Below are 23,717 nucleotides of genomic sequence, written 5' to 3'. Positions count from 1 at the left end.
CGGCAAGGGGGTGCATAAAGCCATTTTGGTGCCGGTTTGGCACACATCACGCTTTTCTCTTGCCACTGATATGATTGGGGTATAAAAAGGCGGTATCGGAATAGCCATTGAAACGGCTGTTTATGCAAACAAAGTGCTGAAAAATACGCAAAGAGCGAATAAAAATAGAGCGGATCCCCTGAAGACCCTCGTTCTGTATTGTTTTTTCACTATCCGGGTGATATTTTCGCTGAAGGTTGCCATCGGTTAACTTTTTGTTAAATGTACGGTGGTTGAGTCACGCCCCCTGCGGCGTCTAGGGACAGACAAGGTTGTAATGGATGAGCGACGTTGCCGCACTGGAAGTACGTGATCTGCACAAATATTTTGGCACCCACGAAGTGCTCAAGGGCATCGACATGACCGCCCACAAGGGGGATGTGATCTCCCTTATCGGCTCCTCCGGCTCGGGGAAGTCGACCTTTCTTCGCTGTATCAATCTGCTCGAAACCCCCTCATCCGGCACCGTCTCGCTCCATGGCGAGTTGATCCGGATGAAAACCAGCCGCGCCGGCGAGCGGTTGCCCGAGGATATGCGTCAGGTGGAGCGGATCCGCAGCCGACTGGCCATGGTGTTTCAAAGCTTCAATCTCTGGTCACACATGACCATCATGCAGAACATCATCGAAGTGCCGATCCAGGTGCTCAAGGTCCCTCGCGCCGAAGCGATGGCCAAAGCGGAACTCCTGCTCAACCGGGTGGGGTTGTGGGAGCGGCGTGACTACTATCCCGGCCACCTCTCCGGTGGTCAGCAGCAGCGGGCCGCCATTGCCCGTGCGCTGGCGGTAGAGCCCGAGGTGATGCTGTTTGATGAACCCACCTCGGCACTGGATCCCGAGCTGGTGGGGGAGGTGCTCGGCCTGATGCGCGAGCTGGCCGAAGAGGGGCGCACCATGCTGGTGGTAACCCACGAGATGTCTTTTGCCCGGGATGTATCGAACAAGGTGATGTTTCTGCATCAGGGGCGGGTGGAAGAGGAGGGCAACCCCAAGGAGATTTTCGCCCATCCCAAATCCGAGCGGTTCAAGCAATTCATCTCCTCCATCTACTGATGGCGGGATGCCTGGTTACCCAATCAACTGTTTTATCAAGGAGAGATACATGAACAAGCTGATGCTGGCGACAGCCGTAGTTACTGCCCTCGCGTCCGGTAGCCTGATGGCCAAGGAGTGGAAAGAGGTCCGGATCGGGGTTGAGGGTGCCTATCCCCCCTTCTCCTGGACCGAGCCCAGTGGCGAGGTGAAAGGTTTTGATATCGACATCGCCAACGCCCTGTGCGAAGAGATGAAAGTGAAGTGCACCCTGGTCAAGCAGGACTGGGACGGCATCATTCCTGCGCTGCTGTCGCGCAAGTTTGACGCTATCATCGCCACCATGGACATCACCGAAGAGCGCAAGAAGAAGGTGGACTTCACCCAGAAGTACCAGCACATTCCGGCCCGCTTCGCCGCCAAGAAGGGCACTGACGTGCAGCTCGACAAAGCCTTTATGGAAGGCAAGTCCGTCGCGGTGCAGCGTGCGACCTCCATGGATACCTTTATTACCGACAACTTCCCCAATGCCACCATCAAGCGTTACGGCACCGCCGATGAAGCCTATCTCGATCTGAAATCCGGTCGTGTGGACTATGTGCTGGCCGACTCTGCCGCCATCACCGACGGTCTGCTGAAGAAAGAGGGGGGTGATGCCTTTGAATTCGTCGGCCCGAAACTGACCGATCCCAAGTGGTTTGGCGAAGGCGCCGGTATTGCAGTGCGCAAGGCTGACAAGGATCTGAAAGAGAAATTCAACGCCGCCATTCTGGCGCTGCGTGCCAACGGCAAGTACAAGGAAATCAACGACAAATACTTCGAGTTCGACGTTTACGGAGAGTAAAACAAAGAGACGTTTACGGCGAGTAAGTCCAAAGACGTCTACGGCAAGTAACGACAGGTTGATCCCGTCAGTAGTCATCGGGCCCGTCACCTCCCTGAGGGAGTTTACGGGCCCGCATTGATTGCAATGGAGCTGCACATATTTCATTCGGACTGCTATGGAGCCTTCTGGTTAGCAGGTGCGTGAAGATTCAGTGGCGATGGAGCTGCATATGTTTGATTTGAAAGGATACGAAGCCTCGCTGCTGGAGGGCGCCTGGGTCACCCTGGAAGTGGCGCTGGCCTCCCTGCTGCTGGCGTTGCTGCTGGGGATGCTGGGGGCGCTGGCCAAACTCTCTCCCTACAAGTGGGCCAGGGCCATCGCCACCGGCTACACCACCATCATTCGCGGCATCCCCGATCTGGTGCTGATGATGCTGCTCTTCTTTGGCGGCCAGGTGCTGATCAACGGTATCTGCACCTGGGTCAACGAGACTTACAACAGCTGGTTACTGGAGAGTAATCCCAATCAGGAGTGGGTCTCCCTGCTTCCGGACTATATCGACATCAGCCCCTTTGTGGCCGGTGTCGCGACCATCGGCTTTATCTTCGGCGCCTACATGACCGAGACCTTTCGCGGTGCCATTCTGGCGGTGGACAAAGGCGAACTGGAGGCCGCACGGGCCTTTGGCATGCGGGCAACCCAGGTGTTTGTGCGGATCCTCTTCCCCCAGATGATGCGCCACGCTCTGCCCGGGTTTGGCAACAACTGGCTGGTGCTGCTGAAAACCACTGCGCTGGTCTCCATAATCGGCCTCGATGACATGGTGCGCAAAGCCTCGTTGGCGGCGGGCTCGACCCAGCAACCCTTCACCTTCTACATGGCGGTGGCGCTGATCTTCCTGATCTTCACCGCAGTCTCCACCTCGGCGCTCAAGTGGGCTGAGCGTCACTATGCCATCAAGACGAGGTAAGCCATGTCGTACTCAATGCAGTCATCCGTTTACTGTGAGCGTCGCGGTGCCAGTGCCGAGCGTCACTACATCACGATGAAGACGAGGTAAGCCATGGATTTCTCAATCATTCTCAAAGAGTGGCCCACCTACTGGGAGGGGCTCTATACCACCGTCTGGCTGGTGGCCCTCTCTCTGATCCTTGGGTTGATGCTGGCGGTGCCCATGGGCATTCTGCGCAACAGCCGCAACTGGCTGATCAAGGGGCCGATCTGGGCCTATATCTACTTCTTTCGCGGCACCCCGCTGCTGGTACAGCTCTTTATCATCTACTATGGCGCCGCCCAGTGGGAGTGGCTGAAGAACAGTGCCGCCTGGTCGCTCTTCTCCGAAGCCTGGTTCTGTGCGCTGCTGGCCTTCACCCTCAATACCGCCGCCTATACCGCCGAGATCGTGCGCGGGGCGGTACACAATATGCCGCGCGGCCAGATTGAGGCTGCCAACGCCTTTGGCATGACCCGCTGGCAGACCCTGACCCGGATCATTTTGCCCAACTCGTTTCGTCGGGCACTGCCGGCTTACAGCAACGAGGTGATCTTCATGCTGCAGGGTTCGGCGGTGGCGGGCATCATCACCATCGTCGATCTGACCGGCGCGGCGCGGATCATCAACTCTCGCTACTACAGTCCGTTCGAGGCGTTTTTGACCGCAGGGCTGCTCTATATGCTGCTCACCTTTGTCATCGTCTGGCTGTTCAAGAAGTGGGAAGCGCGCTGGCACGCTCACCTGCGCCCGCGCAATGTGTAAGGGTTGAGCTGCCAAGATGAGCGAAAATGGCTCCGCCTGTTGCAGGCGGGGCCATTTTTTATCTTTATCCTCTGCCGCCCGGTTTGCCAAATGGCGGACGAGCAGGGAGAATGCAGCACTCCCGAGCACCGCCAGTCGTTGGCTGCGTGCCTTATCCCCCAGTTCCCGAGGTTTTATGTACCGGATATTGTTTGAGCATCCCGCTTTCCTGGTTATCGACAAGCAGCCCGGCATCGGCATGCACGACGAGAAGGGCGACGGGGAGGCGGTCAATCCGGGGCTGGTCAATCGCGTTAAGGCCGATACCGGGCTCACTCTCTATCCGGTACACCGGCTCGACAAGATGACCTCCGGCTTGGTGCTGCTGGCCCGCACCACAGAGGCGAACCGTGAGCTGAGCATGGCTTTTGCGGCCCGTGAGGTGAGCAAGCAGTATCTGGCGCTCTCCGATCGTAAACCGAAGAAGAAGCAGGGCTGGGTGAAGGGGGATATGCAAAAGGGGCGTGGCGGCAGCTGGATGCTGGTGCGCACGCTGGAAAACCCCGCCATCAGCTGGTTCGATTCGGTGTCGGTGCGCGAGGGGCTGCGGCTCTATCGCATCAAGCCCCAGACCGGCAAAACCCACCAGATCCGGGTTGCCCTCAAAAGCATCGGCGCCCCCATTCTCGGGGATGAGCGCTATGGCGGTACGCCAGCCGATCGCGGCTATCTGCACGCCTGGCGACTGAGTTTTACCCTGGCGGGCGAGCCGTTCGACTTTGTCTGCCCGCCCGATGTGGGGAGTGAATTTGTCACTCCCGAGCTCACGGCAGCCATCGCAGCCCTTGCGCCCTGATGCTGATGCGCCCAGCGTCTGACGCCATGATCCATTCAGCGAAAGAGCGTGATCCTGACGGACGTGCGCCGCGCTGGATCCTGGCCGACTTTGACGACACCCTGGCCCCCGGCGACAGCCACGCCGGTCTGCTGCGCTATATCCTGCGCCGCCGGATCTGGCCGCTGCTGCTGTTGCCAGTGATTGCGCTGGGTGGCTTGGTCTATTTGTTGCCAAGTCAGCTGCTACCCAGCCAGCGGCGGCGCGGTATCTCCCTTATCTGGTGGGCCATCTCGTTGGGGCTTTCTCCTTTGGGCTGGCGCAAGCTGGTGCGCGCCTATTGCCGCACCAGGCCGGGGCTGTATCGTCAGGCTCGCGAATTGCTGCAACGCGAGGGGGCGCGCTGCTGGGTGATCTCCGCCAGTCCCTGCGCGCTGGTGCGAGCCCAGCTCTATCAGCAACTGCCCGACCAGTTGCCCCACCGGATCATTGGCTCGCAGATGCACTACCGTTTTGGCGGCCTGATGCCGCGCTTCTATTGCCACGGCCAGCACAAGCTGCTGCCGGAGATTTGCGCCCTCGATGCCGAGCTGGCCTTGAGCGACAGCCTGCACGATCTGCCGCTGCTGGGGTTGGGGAAAGAGGCGTGGTTGATCAATCCGACGCCTGTGCGACTGCAAAAGGCCCGGGCCTGCTTGCCCCATCTGCTGCTCAAAAACTGGCAACTGTAAGGCAAAGCTGACAGTCCTATGGGTCGTCACCGTTTGATCCGCAAGGCTGCGGCTTGAACGTCACAATTCATTTACATCTTTTGCTGCCAGCCGCGAAAAACTATCTGCAACCCGCCTCTTCTCTTCCTGCTACGCCCTGCTTCTAATGAAACAAGTTGTTAACACTTGCCGCGCCGCTGGGTGTCGCAATCCGTTTTAACCGAATCAAGAGCAAGGAGCGCCCGATGAATGCCACCTCTTCCGCCACCCATACCATCAATCCGTTAGGCACAGACGGTTTCGAGTTTGTCGAGTACACGGCCCCCGATGCCAAAGGGATTGCCGCCCTCAAGAGCCTGTTTGTTTCGCTCGGGTTTGCCGAGGTCGCCAAGCACAAACACAAGCAATGCTGGCTCTACCGGCAGGGGGATATCAACTTTGTGGTCAATGCCGAGCCTCACTCCCAGGCGGAGCAGTTTGCCAGCTTGCACGGGCCGAGCGTTTGCGGCATGGCATTTCGGGTGAGCGATGCGGGCAAAGCCCAGCAGTACGCCATCGCCAAGGGGGCCAAGCCCTTTGTCGGCAAGATTGGCCCAATGGAGCTCAATATTCCCGCCATCTACGGTATCGGCGAGAGCACGCTCTCCTTTGTCGACCGTTATGGCGACAAGGGCTCCATCTATGACGTGGATTTTGTCTTCTACCCCGACTGGCAGTCCCGGATGGCAGAGGTAGATGCCGGTCTTATGGAGATCGATCACCTGACCCATAACGTGCATCGCGGCAATATGGATGTCTGGTCCAACTTCTATGAGCGGATCGGCAACTTCCGCGAAATTCGCTACTTCGATATCGAGGGCAAGCTGACCGGGCTGCACTCTCGCGCCATGACTGCCCCCTGCGGCAAGATCCGTATCCCCATCAACGAGTCGGCGGATGACAAGTCCCAGATCGAGGAGTACCTGCGTCAGTACAAGGGGGAGGGGATCCAGCACATCGCCATGGCCTCCAGCGATATCTACCACACCATCCGCACCCTGCGCAGCCGCGGTACCGGCTTTATGCCGACGCCCGATACCTACTACGAGAAGGTGAACAGCCGGGTCGAGGGGCATCAGGAGGATCTGGCGGCCCTCAAAGAGCTGCGCATCCTCATCGACGGCTCCCCCACCAAGGATGGCATCCTGTTGCAGATCTTCACCGACACTGTGATTGGCCCGGTCTTCTTCGAGATCATCCAGCGCAAGGGTAACGAAGGGTTTGGCGAGGGCAATTTCAAGGCGCTGTTTGAATCGATCGAGCTGGACCAGATCCGCCGCGGCGTGCTGGATGGCACCGAGGATGAGAAGGGTGCCCGCAAAGAGGGAGCGAGCGATGCGTAACTGGATTAACTTCCCCCATCGGGAGGGGACCCACTCCCGACAGGCCCATGCAGATCTGCCCGAACAGGCCATCTATGAGCGCGAGCTGGGGCGCAGCGGCTTTTTCGGCCCCGCCACCCACATGCACCACAAGCATGCCCCCACCGACTGGAGCAGTTGGAAGGGACCGCTGCGACCACGGCTGTTTGACTTGAATGCCCTCCAGGAAGAGGTGAGCTCACTCTCTCCCTGGGGGGCTCCCGACATTCTCAGCAACCCCCATTGCCGCTACCGGATATGGCGGCTCTCCGAGACGATGCCGTTTCTGGTGCGCAACGCCGACGGCGACGAGCTGCTCTTTATCCACGAGGGGGGCGGCGAGTTCTTCTGCGACTACGGCCACCTGACTCTGCGGGACGGCGACTATGTGGTGATCCCCCGTGGCACCATGTGGCGCATCGAGCCGACGGCGCCCCTGTTCATCCTGATGATCGAGGCGACCAACGACAGCTACCAGCTGCCGGACAAGGGGCTGGTGGGCAATCACGCCATCTTCGACCCGGCTGCGCTCGATGTGCCCGCCATCAACGAACGCTTTCTGGCCCAGCAGGATGAGAATCCCTGGTCGCTGCAGGTCAAACGCCACGATCAGGTGTCGGTCATCACCTGGCCGTTCAACCCGTTGGATGCGCAAGGGTGGCACGGCGACTTGTGTGTGGTGCGCCTCAACTGGCGGGATATCCGCCCGCTGATGAGCCATCGCTACCATCTGCCGCCGTCGGCTCATTCGACCTTTGTGGCAAGCCGCTTTGTCATCTGCACCTTCGTGCCGCGCCCCATCGAGAGCGATCCCGGCGCCCTCAAGGTGCCCTTCTATCACAGCAATGATGATTACGACGAAGTGCTCTTCTACCACGCCGGGGACTTCTTCAGCCGGGACAATATCGAGCGGGGCATGGTCACCTTCCACCCTGCCGGATTCACCCACGGCCCCCATCCCAAGGCGTTTGCGGCGGGGCAGGCCTATGCCAAGAAGTTCACCGACGAGGTAGCGGTCATGCTCGACACCCGCGATGCGCTGAACGTCGGCAGTCTGTGCGAAGGGATCGAGAACACCCGGTATGTCTCCAGCTGGCAGCGCCCGGACGCTGCTGCCGGCAAATAAGGAATCGCTTATGAAATTGGCAACATTGAACAATGGCAAGCGCGATGGCGCTTTGGTGGTGGTGAGCCGGGATCTGGCCCGGGCGGTGCGGGTGAGCGAGATTGCTCCCACCCTGCAGGCCGCCCTCGACGAGTGGGCCGAGGTTGCCCCCAGGCTCGAGGCTGTCTATCAGCAGCTTAACGAGGGCCACGTTGGTGAGGCGTTCCCCTTTGACGAAGCGTCTTGCCTCTCTCCGCTGCCGCGCGCCTACCAGTGGGCCGATGGCAGCGCCTACGTCAACCATGTGGAGCTGGTGCGCAAGGCCCGCGGCGCCGAGATGCCCGAAAGCTTCTGGCACGATCCGTTGATGTATCAGGGGGGCTCCGACAGTTTTCTCGCCCCCCGTGGGCCTATCGTGATGGGTTCGGAGGAGTGGGGGATCGATTTCGAGTCGGAGGTGGCCATCATCACCGACGATGTGCCGATGGGGGTGAGTGCGCAGGGAGCCGCCAGCCACGTCAAATTGCTGATGCTGGTCAACGATGTGAGCCTGCGTAACCTCATTCCGGGCGAGCTTGCCAAGGGCTTTGGCTTCTTCCAGTCCAAACCGTCCAGCGCCTTCTCGCCGGTGGCCATCACCCCGGATGAGCTGGGGGATGACTGGCTCGATGGCAAGGTCCATCTGCCGCTTCTGACCCACCTCAACGGTGCGCTGTTCGGTGCGCCAGAAGCCGGGGTGGACATGACCTTCAACTTCTTCGAGCTGATTGCCCATGCGGCCAAGACCCGGCCCCTTGGTGCCGGTTGCATCATCGGCTCCGGTACCGTCTCCAACTACGATCGCAGCGCCGGCTCATCCTGTATCGCCGAGCGGCGCATGCTGGAAATTCTTGATTGTGATCAAGCTATAACCCCCTATTTGCAGTTTGGTGATAGAGTGTCGATCGCGATGGAAGATCGCTCTGGCCAAAACCTGTTTGGCACCATCTCTCAACAGGTGGTGCCAGCGAGCGGTCAGGGAGGTTGATGGCCAGCGCCGGTTGGCGGCAAACCTATTCGGGATATGTCCGGATCACGACGAGCCCTCAACCGGTGCCGGGTACACAAGGAGGCAGGTGGCGAGCACCTGCCGGGCTTCGGGCCCAGATAAGATGCAGGGACAGATTATGTTGCAGTTGTTTGGCTATTGGCGTTCGTCGGCAAGTTTTCGGGTACGGATCGTGTTGCAGCTCAAGGGGCTCGCCTACGAGCAGCATCCCATCAATTTGCGGCAAGGCGAGCAGAGCGAGAAGGCCTATCGCCGGATCAATCCGCAAGGGCTGGTGCCGTTTCTGGTGGATGGCGATGTGCAGCTCGGTCAGTCGGTCGCCATCATGGAGTACCTTGACGAGACCTATCCCGCCTACTCCCTGATGCCCTCTTCCCCCGACGCGCGGGCCCGAGTGCGCCAGATCGTCAACATGATCGCCTGCGATATCCACCCGCTCAACAATCTGCGGGTGCTCAACTATCTGGAAGAGCACTTCAGGGCCAACAACGAGCAGGAGGCTTGCTGGTATCGCCACTGGATTGACGAGACCTTCACCGCCCTCGAACAGCTGTTGATGACCACCGCCGGTGTCTACTGCGTCGGCAACGAAGTGACCCTGGCCGACTGCATGCTGGTGCCCCAGGTCTACAACGCCCGCCGCTACGACATGACCCTGGACGATTACCCCACTATCCGCCGCATCGTCGCCAACTGCGAACAGTTGCAAGCCTTTATCAAGGCCGCCCCCGCAAACCAGCCGGACGCGCAGTGACAACCTGACTTAACGAACATCGCGGGATGGCATCAACACGCCATCCCACGCGTCACATCTCCTCATCTCTTTATTCCCCTCTCTGTGCGCTTTGTGTTCTTCGTGTTGACGGCTGAATGTCGCCAATAATCCTTCTTTTGTCACACCTATCAACATTTTGCATTGACTTAGTCTTTATTGTTGGTGTTTTGGGCTGTCAGTCACACTCAAGTCAGTTGATTGGGCCTAGTATCGCCACGCCAGCGGAACAGCTGAAAGCAGAAATGCGTACAGGTCGCCTATCAGGGGGCCTTGGCTACCTCCCTGGTTTCCATGGTTTATTCGCACTGCTCTTTTTCGTGTTTACGGTTTGATGGCCCGCACTGTCCGGCCCGTGTCACCGCGCAGATCCCTTGTGACAGCGGCAGGTTGACTGGCGCGCCACCGCTTATTTGCAACCACTCTGTGCAACAAGGAGATCTCATGTATTCCTTCAAAAAGTGCGTCGTCGCACTCTCCATCAACCTTGCTCTCTTCTCGTCGGCGTTCGCCTGTACCACCTTGCTGGTCGGCAGTGAAGCCAGCGCCGATGGCTCCATGATGGTGGCCCGCAGCGCCGACAGCGATGCCCTGAAAGCCCAGCATTTCGTGATCCATCCGGCCAAGCAGGGGCAGAGCGGTATGCACAGCTCCAAGGCTCACAATGGCGCCAATGATTTCAGCTACCCCTTGCCGAAAAACTCCCTGCGCTATACCACGGTACCGAACTGGAAGACCCAGCTGCATGGCGCCACCGGGTTCAACGAGAAGGGAGTCGGGGTGAGCGGCACCGAGTCCATTTTTGCCTCACCCGAAGCGCTCGCCTTTGACCCCTATGTGGAAGATAAGGGGATCACCGAGGATGACATTCCCGATGTGTTGCTCTCCCGGTCCACATCGGCCCGCGAGGCGATCTCGTTGCTTGGCAACATCATCGAGACCATAGGCGCGGGAGAGGGATTTGGTGTCGCCGTGGTGGATGATAACGAGCTCTGGTATCTGGAGACTGCCACCGGCCATCACTGGATGGCGCAGCGTCTGCCGAAAAATCACTACTTTGCCACCGGCAATCAGGGCCGCCTGCAGCAGTACGATCCCGCCAGTGCCGATATGATGGGATCGAAAAATCTGATCGAATTTGCCACCGAGAAGGGGCTCTACCATCCGCAAAAGGAGGGGGCGTTCAACTTCTCGAAAGCCTATACCCGCGATGACGAGCGGGACCGTACCTATAACGATCCGCGGGTCTGGAACATCCAGCAGATGTTCAACCCCTCGCTCAAGCAGGCGGTGGATTCCGGTCGCCAGTTCCCGGTCACCCTCTCCCCCGAGAAGAAGATGACGCTGGAGGAGGTCAAGGCGGTGCTGCGCAATCACTATGACGGCACCGAACACGATCCCTACAGCAAGGGGTTGAACGGTCAGGAGCCGTGGCGCCCCGTCAGCGTGTTTCGCACCTACGAGTCCCATGTGATGCAGGTACGCCCCTGGATGCCGCGTGAGGTGGGGGAGGTGACCTATGTGGGCCTCGGCATGGCGGATCTGACCGCCTTCGTTCCCTACTACAGCGGTCTGGAAGCCTATCCGGCGCACTATGCCATGGGTAGCGACAAGGCCGACAGCGACTCCATCTACTGGAAATATCGCAAGCTGCAGACCCTGATAATGACCGATTACCCCAAATTGGCCCCCATAGTGAAGCAGGCTTACCAGAGCTGGGAGGCGAAGATTGCCAAAGAGCAGAAAGAGATGGAAGCCAGCTACCTGAAAACGGTCAAAACGGACAAGGCCGCCGCCAACAGCATGCTCAACGACTTCAATCTGCGGGTGATGAAGGAGGCCGAAATGCTGACCGACGATCTCACCAACCAGATCTTCACGGTGCGCACCCAGGATATTCAGGCCGATATCTTCTTCGCCAACAAGGCGAAAAAGGACTGATTGCCCCCATGATGTGGTGAGGCGGCAGAGCGTGTCGTCATCCATGTCTTGAGTATGGTGATCTTCTCACTGTCACCTTTGTTATCAGAAGACGACATAACGAAAAGCCTTCACGGGAGTGAAGGCTTTTTTGCAGAGTGTTCAGATGAGCATGACGAAGCCTGTCTGGCTAAAAACGGTACTCGATATGGAGGGTATGGCTGTCCAGCCCCGGGTTCTTGTCATACATATAGGCGTTGGACATGTGCTCATACTGATAGCCGATCAGCCAATTCTTGGTGATGGCGTAACCGAGGCCGATACCCAGAGCGAACTGGAAGGGACCGCCGTAATCCTTGTAGCCGTGGCCGCGGGTGCCAAATTGATACTGATCGAGCCAGACCATTTCGCCGGGGATCCAGGTCACCCAGTTACCCCATTGGCATTCGATACGGGCACCGCCCCCCAGTCTTGCGGTCTCTTCATCTTCTATCTTGAGGGTACCGCCACGCACTCCCAATCCAAATTGACAAGCCGAGTCTCCCCAGCGCCAGAACATATGGTGAAACTTGGCATCGGCGATCTTGATGTCGAGCTTTTCATTGCTGAACGCCTTGCCCAGCTGCAGGGCAAGAATATTGTCATTGGCCACGGCCCCTGTGCTGGTGAGCAGTGAAACCAGCAGGCCAATCCTTGATAGAGTGTTAGCGTCCATGCCCCCTCCAATGTCGTTGATTCCCTGTGGTGCCGATTCAATCGGACACATATCAGGCATAGTCAACAGGCAATAACCCTGTCAATCACGGCCAGAAAAACTAAAAAAAACCATGTTGGCGAATAAATGGTCTATCGCTTTTATGTTCTCAATAACGGGGAAAAACGGAGTCTAATTGAACGTTATTTGAACTACTTGTTGTGTGTGACGTTAATGGTGGTCACTTTTTAGGCAGTGGCTGAGTGGATTGATGGGTATATCAGAGAGGTTGTCGAACTCGAACAAAAGGCTGACAACCACATTTTCATTTAAAACTCAATGGATGTGGTTCACAAAAAATTAATTTATCTTTGGAGGAGCGAGGGATAATTAAGAAATCTCTAAATTAATCTTGCTTGTCGTCAAAAATATTTACACCGTACGAATACATTTATTACCAATGCTGCTTTGAGTGTAAATCTTTTAAAAACAGAGTCTTGTGTCCCTCTTTGTCGTGTGAAGAATGCAGGTGAGTTTTTTGAGTGTTGACCCAATTGTGGCTAATTGATAGCATTCGAAAAAAATGAGAATAAACATGATATACGTCACATTGTGACGTTTTCATGAACGGGATGGGTGCTTACATCGCAATCAATTCTTGCTGGCTTTTTGAGCTGGCATGCTTCGCTATTTTCCTTCCTGTTTTTATTTTACAACCAAATTGTCTGTTTTTTGTCCGGGAAGATGTCATTGCCGTGCGGTAGCTATGGCAAAAAAACAGTATTTCGCGATCAACATCGCTACATCTTTACAGCAATTGAGCAGCATTGCTCATTTTAGGGCTCATGCCTACTCCTGATGAGACTATTGCTGTTCTGTCTGAGATCCATCATATATCGTGTCTTGCTCGATTCACTCAGAACATTCTGAAATGCGTGCTGTAAATGGTAATTTTTTGAGCAAACGGCTCTTGTTCAGACTGCCTAGTATCGCTTCGCAGTCTCGGCAGATTGTCTGTTGATGAGGAACTCAAAACCCGCTTTTGCAGTTGCAGGGCTGGGGATGAACAGCCACATGTCAGTTCGTTTTTTGGTCATGAAAGATAATGAGTCGATCGGCAATAGCGTTGCCAGACCATAAGGCGACCTGGCTTTAACAGATCAACACTTGACTCCATGGGAAATATTGACACATGAATTTTGCAACCCGGTTATTGGCCATATCGTTAGCCATACAAGTTGGTGGCTGTGCATATGAGCCAAAGCAGGTAGAAGCGTCTCGTCCTCTCGTCAACCCGTCAGTTGCTACTGAATTGTATGCCATGCCTCCCGATCTGCAGCAGGCGCTGAATACACTGCCACAAGGCGCTGCATTCAGTAGAAACAATGTTACCTATACCCTAGGGCAACGCTATGTTTCGGCTCTGGGTCTTGAGTGCGTTGAGCTGTTGTTTAACAGCATGCAAGGCCATTCGCAAAGACGTGCGGCATGCAAGACTGAAGAACAATGGTATCTGATACCTCAACTGGAACAGACCTCTGTCAGCAACCTTCTTGCTGAGCAATAAAATGAAGGCACATGTTTTGAACAAAATGAAAATTTATCAGCTCAGCACACTTCTGTTTCTCATCAGTACATCCTGCGCAACCATGGCCGTTGCCGCCCCGGATTTAGCGCAAGCAAATGGATCATCATTTGGTTACACCCTTTCAGGAAAGGCTGCTGAAAACACCGGCCCCCAGCTTGGTGGTCAAGCAGCACTGAGTGGGCAGGCCAACACAAGTTCAACGACCGGGAGTTTTACTCAACAGAATCGTCAAGGAATGTTGTTACCCGGTGAGGCAGATGTACGTAAATTACTGCCCCAGGCAGAGGTTGGATTACCTCCTCCTTATGGCGCCAATCTGTTTGCCGGTGGCTATGAGACCGAACGCAGCGATGGCCTGAATGACAATTATCTGATAGCGCCAGGGGACAAACTTAATATCTGGATCTGGGGGGCCGTCAATTTTTCCAATGTAGTGACGGTAGATAATCAAGGCAATATTTTCATTCCTGATGTCGGCCCGATAAATGTCAAGAATGTACCTGCCAGCCAGGTCAATAATCTGGTGACCAGCAGGATTGGTGATGTTTTTACGAATAATGTCAATATCTACGTCAACCTGCTGACAACAACTCCCGTGAGTGTGTTTGTTACAGGCCCGGTAATACGGCCAGGCCAGTATGCGGGTCAATCCTCTGACAGTGTGCTCTATTTTCTCAAGCGGGCAGGGGGGATAGACTCGGAGCGCGGCAGCTATCGTCAAATTAAGGTATTACGCCAGAACCAGGTCATCCAAAAAATCGATCTGTATGAATTCATGCAGCAAGGCAAAATGCCCAAGCTCTCTTTTAAAGATCAGGATGTCATCCTGGTAGAGCCACAGGGCCCGATGATAAATGTCGCGGGCAAGGTGCGTAACCCATTCCGTTTCGAATTGACTCAGCGCAATACGCTAGGCTCGGAGTTGGTCAACTATGCTCTGCCGCTTGCCAAGGTGAGTCATGTCGGGGTGATAGGTGACCGTCCAAGTGGTCCATTCTCCATCTATTTACCTTACAAGGATTTTGCCAGCCTCCAGCTTAAGGATGGTGACAAAGTCTTGTTCAACGATGACATGCATGCTCAGGTTTATGATGTGCAGGTCGCTGGTAGCTATATGGGACCCTCATATTTTACAGTGCGCAAGCAGACCAAACTGCATGAGCTGCTCAACCATATTCCCATTGACCCACAGCTTGCCGATTACCAATCCATCTACCTTATGCGCAAGAGTGTCGCTGCGCGGCAAAAAGAGATGTTGGAAGAGTCGCTCAACCGGTTGGAACGCAGTGTGTTTACTGCTCCTGCCAGCTCGGATGGTGAAGCGGCGATCCGTGCCAAAGAGGCAGAACTGGTGATGCGCTTTGTCGAAAAGGCCAGAAAAATCCAGCCACTTGGCAAGGTGGTGGTCGCAGACAAGGGGATTGTTGCGAACATTCAGTTGGAACAGGGTGACCAGATTGTCATACCGAACAGAACTGACCTGATTCAGGTCGGTGGGGAAGTATTGATGCCACAGGCCGTCGTCTACAACGCCAATGCGACTCTCGATGACTATGTGGCATGGGCTGGCGGATTCACCGAGCGTGCGAATGACCAACGGATTGCCGTGGTTCATGCCAACGGGTTGGTGGAGTTTAAAAATAAGGGGAGTGTCCAGCCCGGTGATCAGATCCTGGTGTTGCCCAAGGTTGACAGCAAAACCATGCAATCGGTCAAGGATATTACTCAAATTATCTATCAGATCGCCGTGGCTGCTAACGTAGCAATTAACTAAGCCGCTGATTGCGGCGTAAAACAGACTCGCCCCCGGCGAGTCTGTTATACGGTAGAGCGACTTAATGAATAAACCGATTCTTAATCAAACGCCGCGTACCTCCTTACAGGTATTGCGAGATGTTGTCTTTGGCCTGCTTATTCGCGAGCTTAAAACCCGTTTTGGCAGCTATCGCTTGGGGTATGCTTGGGCACTACTGGATCCACTGCTGATGATCGGTGCCTTTAGCCTGATTTTTGGCTTGCGCGGTCATAGCGGATTTGGCGGAGCGCCAGCACCACTATTTATCACCGCAGGGTATCTGCCTTTTATTTTTTTTAAAAATGTGGTCAGCAAGCTGCAATCTGCAGTCAGCGCCAATATGGGGCTGTTCTGTTACCGCCAGGTCACTCCGTTCTCAACGTTTATTGCCCGTTTTATGCTCGAAACCATGGTCGGGATGCTGGTGGGGGGGGTATTAATATTGGGACTAATCTGGTTTGGCTTTGATGCCATTCCTGCCGATCCGCTGCAGGTGATCCTTGTCTATCTGCTGTTGATGGTATTCTCGTTTTCTCTCGGAATTGTCTTTTGCGTGATCTGCAATTTGGTGCAAGAGGCCGACAAATTCCTCAACCTGCTGATGATGCCATTGATGTTTATCTCATGCGTCATGTTCTCGCTCGCCACCATCCCGGCCCAATATCGGCACTGGTTTTTATGGAATCCGCTGGTGCATGCTCTAGAGCTTATTCGCAGTGGCTGGATTGCCGGCTACAGTAGCCCCTATGTCAGCTCGAGCTATCTGGCTGCTGTCACCCTGATACTGCTCACCTTCGCCATGAGTTGCTATCGGTTAAGCCATCGCCGCCTTATCGCCAGTTAAAGTGAAACCTGATGATCGTTCTTGACTCTGTTACCAAGTACTACCCGACCAAATTTGGTCGTAACTATGTGCTGCGCGATGTATCGCTCACCCTGCCTCGGGACCGCAATATCGGCATTCTGGGGGTCAACGGGGCGGGCAAATCGACCCTGCTACGACTGCTCGGGGGCATGGATATGCCCAACCGTGGCAAGGTGAGCCGATATTGCCGGGTATCCTGGCCACTGGCATTGGGGGGGGGCTTTCAGGGCAGCATGACGGGGCGTGAAAATACCCGTTTTGTCTGCCGCATTCATGGGGTGCGCGAGACGGCAGCTGTTGAGGAGTGGGTCAAGGAGTTCTCCGAGATTGGTCAGCATTTTGAACTGCCGATCAAAACCTACTCCAGCGGCATGAAATCAAAGTTCTCTTTTGCCGTCAGCATGGCTTTCGATTTCGATATCTATCTGACCGACGAGATCACCTCGGTGGGGGATGCCCGTTTTAAACAGAAGTGCATCGACGTCTTTAACAAAAAGCGTGAAACCGCCAGCCTTATCATGGTATCACACGATATGAAAAACCTGCGCCAGCAGTGTGATATGGGCATGTTATTGCGCAATGGCCAGCTGGAAGTGTTCGACAATATCGACGACGCCATCCGTATTTATCAAACTTTGTAACAAGCAAGCCTAACCATGACTCATCCTATTCCTGCGAACAAACCTCTCCGTCTGCTGCGCAAATTGCGCAATCAGCCCAAACGATTTTTTATTGACTCCAGTGGTTACAAACTCGCTCATCGTTCATGGCAGCAAAGCCTGAAACTGGGCAGTTTTTTATGGGTGGTGGTCAGTTTTGTTGTCGCATCACTCTATTTTGGCGGGATTGCTTCAGACCGTTATGTCAGCCGCAGCGAAATCATCATAAAGCAGGCAGATCAAATCAAAATGTTGCCCGATGCCCTGTCTATGCTGGGGCTGGGTGGCAGCAATCATCAGGATGTACTGCTGGTACAAGACTATCTGCGCTCTTGGGATCTGCTGGCAAAACTGGATCGGGAACTGGCGTTGAAGGCGCACTACCAAGGCAGTAATGCTGATTTTTTCTCACGCTTGTCGAGCAGTGCCACCCGCGAAGAGTTTCTGGAATATTACCGTGACCACCTGACCTTGCGTCTTGATGAACTCTCCGGGGTATTAACCATCGAACTGCAGGCATTCGATCCTGCATATGGCCAGAAGGTAGTCAGCTTGATGCTGAAAGAAGCGGAAGGCTTTATCAACAAGCTGGGCCATCAGGTCGCCATGGACCAGCTCGCGTTTGTCGAACAAGAGGTTAACCGTTCTCATCAACGCTTGCAGGCAGAGAAAGCCAAGGTGCTGGCGTTTCAAAATAGCCATCAGCTAATTAGCCCGGAATCGACCAGCACTGCACGCCTTGGTGTAGTCAGTGAAATTGAAGCTGAACTGGTGCGCCAGCAGGCAGAACTTAAGCAATTGCGCAGTTATATGAAAGAGAGTGCCCCAGGGGTGGTATCGGTGCAAAGTCGTGTTGATGCGTTAAGCAAGCAACTAAAACAGGAAAAGGCGAAATTGACCACCCATGATGCCGGTGCTGGCAATCAGGTGACGCCTGAGGCGATGAACGAAATCACCGCCCAATATATGGATTTGCAAACCCAGGCTACTCTGGCTGCCGATCTCTACAAGACCGGGTTGATCAGCCTGGAGCAAACCCGTGTAGAAGCCTATCGCAAACTTAAACACTTATTAGTTGTCACGCGTCCGACATTGGCGGAAGAGGCTGAATATCCACGCCGTATCTATAACCTGACCACAGTTGGAGTATTACTCTGCCTGTTTTATGGTTTGGTGATAATGGGATTGGCCACGCTGCGTGAACATCAGGATTAAACAATGGTTTTTATCCATCCTTCAGTTATCACAGTTATTTTATTCATTTGTAAAATACATTTAAATTAAACTTATAGGTTTTATATTCAGCCGTATAATTATATTAACTGCCAAATGTTTCATGGCAAAATATATCAACTGGTCGATGATGTATTTTGCTGAAAGCAGATGAGGGCTCACCTCTCGAAACGACCTAAATAAAAAATAAGTATATAACCAATGCTAGGGGATAAAATGAAAGCTGTAATTCCAGTTGCTGGTCTAGGTACTCGTATGTTGCCAGCCACAAAAGCAATACCGAAAGAGATGTTGCCAATTGTAGATAAACCATTGATCCAGTATGTGGTCAATGAATGCATTGCGGCAGGAATCAAAGAGATCATTCTGGTAACCCACTCATCGAAGAACGCTATCGAGAATCACTTCGATAAATCTTTTGAGCTGGAAGCCACATTAGAGAGCAGGGTTAAACGACAATTACTGGAAGAGATCCAGTCGATATGCCCCAAGGATGTGACCATCATGCATGTCCGTCAGGGGGAGGCAAAAGGGCTGGGTCATGCCGTGCTTTCCGCATATCCGCTTGTCGGTGACAACCCCTTTGTCGTGGTATTGCCAGATGTGATTATCGACGACGCAGCAAGCGATCTGAAAAAGGACAATCTGGCAAAAATGGTTCGTAATTATAAAGAGTCAGGTCACTCCCAGATTATGGTGGAACCTGTCGATATCAAAGACGTGTCAAAATACGGTATCGTGGACTGCCACTCCATTGATGTGGATGCGGGAGAGTCTGCCACCATATTTGATGTTGTTGAGAAGCCTGAGCAAGATGAGGCGCCATCCAATCTTGCCATTGTTGGTCGTTACGTGTTGACACCTGAGATATGGCCACACCTGCGAACCACACAACCCGGAGCTGGTGATGAAATCCAGTTGACCGATGCGATTTCAGAATTGTTGAAATCTGGTGAGGTCGATGCATTTTGCATGCAAGGAAAATCTCATGATTGCGGTGATAAACTGGGATATATGAAAGCGTTTGTTGAGTATGGCCTCCGCCATAAAGATTATCAGCATAGCTTTAAAGCATTTATCGGGTCACTGGCGTTGTAACTACCATTCTATTTGACTCATCCGCGTATAACACATCCACGTTAGTATCGAAACAAGATGAGAAAACTGAAGAAATTTTTCAAAAGCCCGGGAATTTTTATTCGTGATCATTTGAATAAAAAATATCCGGTCATTCGAAACGAGATTGCTTGTGCAGAGAATGAAGAAGATATTCTGATGCGCCATGACTTGGCTCTGGAGAGTCAAATAGAAATCGATTTTCCAATCGATGTGGTATTTACATGGGTCGATGATTCTGATCCCGCTTGGCAAACACGTTATCAACATTACAAGCAGTTAGTCAATGAAGGTAATGTTGGGCAACATGCCACTGATCCTGCAAGGTTTAGCAACCATGATGAGCTGAAATATTCACTGGGCAGCGTACTGAAGTTTTTGCCCTGGGTTCGACGTATATATATTGTGACTGATAAACAGTGTCCGAAATGGTTGACTCCCTCTGATCGGGTCCGGATTGTCGACCACTCGGACATTATCGAGTCACAATACCTGCCTACGTTCAATTCCCATGTGATTGAAGCCCACCTGCACAAGATACCTGGACTGGCGGAGCACTTTATCTATTTCAATGACGATGTCTTTGTCGCCAGACCACTACCAGCGGGACATTTTTTCAGAAGCAATGGTATTGCCTCCCTCTTTATGTCCAAGAAAAGCTTGGCCATTATGCAAGGGAAGGGGGCTGATACACCTACCTTGTCTGCATCATTAAAATCTGCAGCTATCTTGAATCATGACTTCAGTTTTCTCATTGATCATCCATTGGTACATACCTACGTTCCTCTGCGGAAAAGCATGTTTGAGGAATGCTGGCGATTATATAGAGCAGAGTTGAGGAAATTTTTGTCGAATAAATTCAGAACAAATGATGACTTGAATTTGGCAACATTTTTCGTTCCTTGGCTCTCATATATTCGAGGCGTGTCTGTGCCTTCTAGGGACATTTGTTACTATTTTAATATCAGGTCACCTGCTGCAGCTACGTATTTCAACGCTCTTCAGATAGCAAAAAATAAGGGAACATTACCCCACTCATTTTGTGCCAATGACTTTAATACGAAAAATATAAAGCAAAAAAGCAATGCTCAGCTATTGCTTTCTAATTATTTCACTGGGATTTCGGGATAAACAAGTGAACAAGTTAATATCGGTAATTATTCCTGTCTACAATGTAGAAAAATATATTCGAGACTGCATTGACTCATTAACAATCCAAGTCGTTGCAGGTTTCAGTTTTGAGGAGTCCGTTGAGGTTATTTTTATCGATGATGGCTCGCCTGACAATTCAGTTGAAATAATCAGAGAATATCAGAATACCTATAAGAATATATATCTCATACAGCAAGAAAATGCTGGTCAGTCAGTTGCCAGAAACAATGCGATCAAGATCGCTTCTGGAGAGTATGTATTTTTCTTGGACTCTGATGATCTATTGCCACCAGATGCGCTCTCTCCATTGTACAAGTTGGCAAAGGAAACAGATTCTGAGGTTATCGTTTCACATAGTAAAGCATTTAACTCTAGAAGAAGCTGGTTTATTGAGGATCATGCTGAAGTTGCTAGCGCAGCGCTTAGAAAAGTGAAATTCTTCCATCACTCTATTTTAGTAAAAACACCGGCACCGTGGGCCAAGTTATATAAAAGAAATCTGCTGTTAAGAAATAATATCGAGTTTCCCGTTGGTATCAAACTGGCTGAGGACTGGATATTTGTGATGAAAGCTATGTATAAGGCTAATCATATATCAACGACTCCACATATAAGCTATCTCTATCGTGGACGAGATGATGAGGATAATCCGTCCTGCACACAAATTGTCAACGAAAAAGTATTCTATGATCTAACTAAAGTATACGAACTGACATTGCAATTTGGATTACCGGATCGCCAGACGTATCTTGCAAAACTGTTTGTGTTACGGGGGTTGCTATACCGTCTAACCAAGTATTCGGCTGATTGCACCATTGATGAAGTAAAACCCGTATATAAACATCTTAGACACTTTCTAAATTCTCATATTGGTGATAAACCATTGAGAGTTTTTACACCACCGAGACGGCTACCATTATTGCTCATCTACCATGGCTTCTATTCAGAAGCACATAGAGTCATGAATGGCGTATTTAAAAAGTCATGTCTTAATAAGGGAATTAAAAAGAGCGACAATGATATTATTCAAGACTACCACAGCTTGAAAAATAAAAAGTTAAAAGCAAAGATAAGAAAAATAAAAAATAAAGTAAAGTCATCATGCATCAATACGGCATGGAAAGCCAAATATGGTATATCAAAAGTAGTCAGTGCAGCACTATATAAAGACAGTGATAATATTGTTCTTGTAGGTGAACGATTAGGTAAAACTGCAAATGATTCTAGTTACCATGTTTTTTGCCATGTTCAAGATGCTAAAAAATATAAAGGGAATAAAGAGTATTATTATGTTATAGATGGTAAAGCTAAAACAAAAGAAAATCTTGATGGTTTTCCCAATGTAATAAAATATGGTAGTTTAAAACACTTTATTATTTTTAACAGAGCATCTACTTATGTATTCAGCGATAGCATGAGGGATGTATTCCACCAGTGGCAGCGTGTTGCTGAGGAGCACAAGCATAAGAGAAAAATTTTCCTGCAACACGGCATTTTCGCTCTTAACAGAGCGACGGGATACTATGACAAGAACTCTATGGAAAAACGGCATGAGTTGCCGGATAAATTTATTGTCAGCTCTGATTTTGAAAAGCAACTAATATGCAAGCAGTTCGGTTTTGATAAGAGCGAAGTTTCAGTTACAGGTCTTTCCCGTTTTGATAAGCTACCGAAGCAACAAAGTAAGCGCTCGAGTAGAATATTGATTCTGCCAACATGGAGAGATTGGCTTTCAAATGTCAATGAGAAACAGTTTATTAACTCTCAATACTACAAGAAGATAAATGAGTTAATTTCATCTGATAGTTTTAACAAAATGTTAGCAGAGCATAATATGTCTGCTGACGTATGTTTGCATCATAAAATGCACGCGCACTTAAAAGCTTTACCTTGCTCCAATAAAATTACTATCCATAGTATGAACGACATTGATGTTCAATCACTTATTGTATCGGCAGATATAATGATTACTGATTACTCATCTGCGTCATTTGATATGCTTTATCAGCGAAAACCTGTCCTTTACTATTGGTTTGATGCACAAAAGTTCTTCTCTACTCGTGGTGGGCCTCTTGTGTGTCCTCGTACTGGTATTCCTGGGCCAGTTGTTACATCAGAAAAAAATCTTATTGAAGAACTCAAAGGGATTATCTCCAATAACATTAATATGGATAAGAAGTATGAGAAAGTTGCCAATAAGTTCTTTACATATAGAGATAACAAGAATTCGAAAAGAATTGTTGATTTGATTGAGGCTTAGTCTAAATTTTCAGTGGCGCCAAAAATTAATTGGCGTCTGCTGGCTACTATATTTTAAATATGTGAGAGAGTAATGGAAAGAATAAAAAATAGAGAGGGTATATTAAAGGTAGGGTCTAGTTTTTTTCATGGCCATTACCCTGAAATGATTAACTCTGAAATTATCTTGGATGGTGAGAATAATATACTTTACTGTCAAGAAGGTGTTACATTGAAAAATGTAACTCTAAGGTTTTTGGGAAGCAATTCAGTTGTGTTTTTATCGCGGAGCAGACATCCATATACATTTTCTGCAAATATTTTTAATGGCTCAGTCCTATTCTTTGGCGAGGATAATTATTTTAATCCGCACGGACAAATAATGAGCCTTACTCTTTCTGAAGGAAAAAATGTTTTTTTCGGCAGTCGGTGCTTATTGTCTTTTGGTATTAGTATTAGATTAGCGGATCCTCATCTTATTTTTGACGCCACGACTAAGAAAAGAATCAATCATAGTAAAAGTGTTTATGTTGGAGATCATGTTTGGATTGGGCAGGATGCTCTCCTTCTCAAGGGAACGAAAATAGGGTCTGGGAGTATTGTTGGGGCAAGTGCTGTTTTATCAAACAAGACGGTTCACTCAAACTCTAGTTGGGCTGGTAATCCAGCAAAAATGGTTAGGGATAATGTTTTTTATACGGAGGATTGCGTTCACAATTGGACTAGTGTCGAAACTGAAAAATTTAATGAGAAAGATACTGATGCATATATTTTTAATTTCAAGGATGGAGAAACAAAGTCGTTTGATAATATTGATTGTGATTTTATCTCTTTGGTTAATGCAAAGGAAAAACTTGGGTATATAATATCTACTATTAGTTGCTTTAATAAAAAGGATAGATTTTTCATCCCAGAAGCTACAATATAAGTTATTGAGAGGCAAATTTTACAGTAAG

At 51.4% G+C, this 23,717-nt stretch carries 21 protein-coding genes; 20 read left to right on the top strand and 1 reads right to left on the bottom strand.

The annotated features are described in order from the left end of the window. The first annotated feature begins 320 nt into the window (after positions 1–320). The 11 genes from G5306_RS08535 (at position 321) to G5306_RS08485 (ending at position 11,442) form a co-directional block, all read left to right on the top strand. The gene (locus tag G5306_RS08535; RefSeq protein ID WP_236350897.1) at positions 321–1,091 is read left to right on the top strand and encodes an ABC transporter ATP-binding protein; all 771 of its coding nucleotides are present in this window, start codon (positions 321–323) and stop codon (positions 1,089–1,091) included. A 49-nt stretch (positions 1,092–1,140) separates the two neighbouring features. Beyond that, positions 1,141–1,914, top strand: coding sequence for an ABC transporter substrate-binding protein (locus G5306_RS08530; RefSeq protein WP_005337307.1), 774 nt, complete (start codon positions 1,141–1,143; stop codon positions 1,912–1,914). Positions 1,915–2,125: 211 nt separating this feature from the next. Beyond that, positions 2,126–2,866 carry an ABC transporter permease gene (locus tag G5306_RS08525; RefSeq protein WP_005352911.1) on the top strand — a complete coding sequence of 247 codons (741 nt, stop codon included), beginning with the start codon at positions 2,126–2,128 and terminating at the stop codon, positions 2,864–2,866. 93 nt (positions 2,867–2,959) lie between these two features. Next, complete coding sequence (locus tag G5306_RS08520) at positions 2,960–3,652, top strand: ABC transporter permease (RefSeq protein WP_005337302.1); 693 nt, start codon at positions 2,960–2,962, stop codon at positions 3,650–3,652. Between the two features lie 175 nt (positions 3,653–3,827). Next, positions 3,828–4,487, top strand: coding sequence for a TIGR01621 family pseudouridine synthase (locus tag G5306_RS08515; protein ID WP_421312731.1), 660 nt, complete (start codon positions 3,828–3,830; stop codon positions 4,485–4,487). A 26-nt stretch (positions 4,488–4,513) separates the two neighbouring features. Then, positions 4,514–5,197 carry an HAD family hydrolase gene (locus tag G5306_RS08510; protein ID WP_421312730.1) on the top strand — a complete coding sequence of 228 codons (684 nt, stop codon included), beginning with the start codon at positions 4,514–4,516 and terminating at the stop codon, positions 5,195–5,197. A gap of 224 nt (positions 5,198–5,421) precedes the next feature. Continuing rightward, complete coding sequence (hppD, locus tag G5306_RS08505) at positions 5,422–6,558, top strand: 4-hydroxyphenylpyruvate dioxygenase (protein ID WP_421312729.1); 1,137 nt, start codon at positions 5,422–5,424, stop codon at positions 6,556–6,558. Continuing rightward, a complete protein-coding gene (locus G5306_RS08500) occupies positions 6,551–7,702 on the top strand; it encodes a homogentisate 1,2-dioxygenase (RefSeq protein WP_421312728.1) in 1,152 nt (383 codons plus the stop codon). Before hppD ends, G5306_RS08500 begins: the two co-directional genes overlap by 8 nt. 10 nt (positions 7,703–7,712) lie before the next feature. Further along, complete coding sequence (locus G5306_RS08495) at positions 7,713–8,708, top strand: fumarylacetoacetate hydrolase family protein (protein WP_421312727.1); 996 nt, start codon at positions 7,713–7,715, stop codon at positions 8,706–8,708. Positions 8,709–8,847: 139 nt separating this feature from the next. Beyond that, the gene (gene maiA, locus G5306_RS08490; RefSeq protein WP_270817076.1) at positions 8,848–9,483 is read left to right on the top strand and encodes a maleylacetoacetate isomerase; all 636 of its coding nucleotides are present in this window, start codon (positions 8,848–8,850) and stop codon (positions 9,481–9,483) included. Between the two features lie 462 nt (positions 9,484–9,945). Then, on the top strand, positions 9,946–11,442 hold the full coding sequence (locus tag G5306_RS08485; protein WP_421312726.1) for a C69 family dipeptidase: 1,497 nt from the start codon (positions 9,946–9,948) through the stop codon (positions 11,440–11,442). A 169-nt stretch (positions 11,443–11,611) separates the two neighbouring features. Here G5306_RS08485 and G5306_RS08480 read toward each other — a convergent pair whose 3' ends face one another. Continuing rightward, positions 11,612–12,136 carry an acyloxyacyl hydrolase gene (locus G5306_RS08480; RefSeq protein WP_421312725.1) on the bottom strand — a complete coding sequence of 175 codons (525 nt, stop codon included), beginning with the start codon at positions 12,134–12,136 and terminating at the stop codon, positions 11,612–11,614. A 1,171-nt stretch (positions 12,137–13,307) separates the two neighbouring features. Between G5306_RS08480 and G5306_RS08475 the strand changes: the two genes are divergently transcribed. The 9 genes from G5306_RS08475 to G5306_RS08435 all read left to right on the top strand — a co-directional run bounded on the left by G5306_RS08475 (position 13,308) and on the right by G5306_RS08435 (position 23,689). Further along, the gene (locus G5306_RS08475) at positions 13,308–13,682 is read left to right on the top strand and encodes a hypothetical protein (RefSeq protein WP_201996467.1); all 375 of its coding nucleotides are present in this window, start codon (positions 13,308–13,310) and stop codon (positions 13,680–13,682) included. After that, on the top strand, positions 13,669–15,477 hold the full coding sequence (locus G5306_RS08470) for a polysaccharide biosynthesis/export family protein (RefSeq protein ID WP_421312724.1): 1,809 nt from the start codon (positions 13,669–13,671) through the stop codon (positions 15,475–15,477). The genes G5306_RS08475 and G5306_RS08470 overlap by 14 nt, the downstream gene beginning before the upstream one ends. Before the next feature lie 64 nt (positions 15,478–15,541). Beyond that, a complete protein-coding gene (locus tag G5306_RS08465) occupies positions 15,542–16,342 on the top strand; it encodes an ABC transporter permease (protein WP_421236071.1) in 801 nt (266 codons plus the stop codon). An 11-nt stretch (positions 16,343–16,353) separates the two neighbouring features. Beyond that, the gene (locus G5306_RS08460; protein WP_421236070.1) at positions 16,354–17,004 is read left to right on the top strand and encodes an ABC transporter ATP-binding protein; all 651 of its coding nucleotides are present in this window, start codon (positions 16,354–16,356) and stop codon (positions 17,002–17,004) included. 15 nt (positions 17,005–17,019) lie between these two features. Beyond that, on the top strand, positions 17,020–18,237 hold the full coding sequence (locus tag G5306_RS08455; protein WP_421236069.1) for a sugar transporter: 1,218 nt from the start codon (positions 17,020–17,022) through the stop codon (positions 18,235–18,237). A gap of 234 nt (positions 18,238–18,471) precedes the next feature. Further along, positions 18,472–19,353 carry a UTP--glucose-1-phosphate uridylyltransferase GalU gene (galU, locus tag G5306_RS08450; protein WP_421312723.1) on the top strand — a complete coding sequence of 294 codons (882 nt, stop codon included), beginning with the start codon at positions 18,472–18,474 and terminating at the stop codon, positions 19,351–19,353. 57 nt (positions 19,354–19,410) lie between these two features. Further along, complete coding sequence (locus G5306_RS08445; RefSeq protein WP_421312722.1) at positions 19,411–20,502, top strand: Stealth CR1 domain-containing protein; 1,092 nt, start codon at positions 19,411–19,413, stop codon at positions 20,500–20,502. Between the two features lie 4 nt (positions 20,503–20,506). After that, a complete protein-coding gene (locus G5306_RS08440; protein WP_421312721.1) occupies positions 20,507–22,783 on the top strand; it encodes a bifunctional glycosyltransferase/CDP-glycerol:glycerophosphate glycerophosphotransferase in 2,277 nt (758 codons plus the stop codon). Between the two features lie 72 nt (positions 22,784–22,855). Further along, positions 22,856–23,689: an acyltransferase gene (locus tag G5306_RS08435; protein WP_421312720.1), complete on the top strand. Its 834-nt coding sequence runs from the start codon at positions 22,856–22,858 to the stop codon at positions 23,687–23,689. Positions 23,690–23,717 lie beyond the last annotated feature (28 nt).

It is taken from the genome of Aeromonas sp. 603404 (assembly GCF_049171775.1).
Lineage (GTDB): Bacteria > Pseudomonadota > Gammaproteobacteria > Enterobacterales > Aeromonadaceae > Aeromonas > Aeromonas veronii_A.
This window is presented reverse-complemented; position numbering and strand designations above follow the sequence as displayed.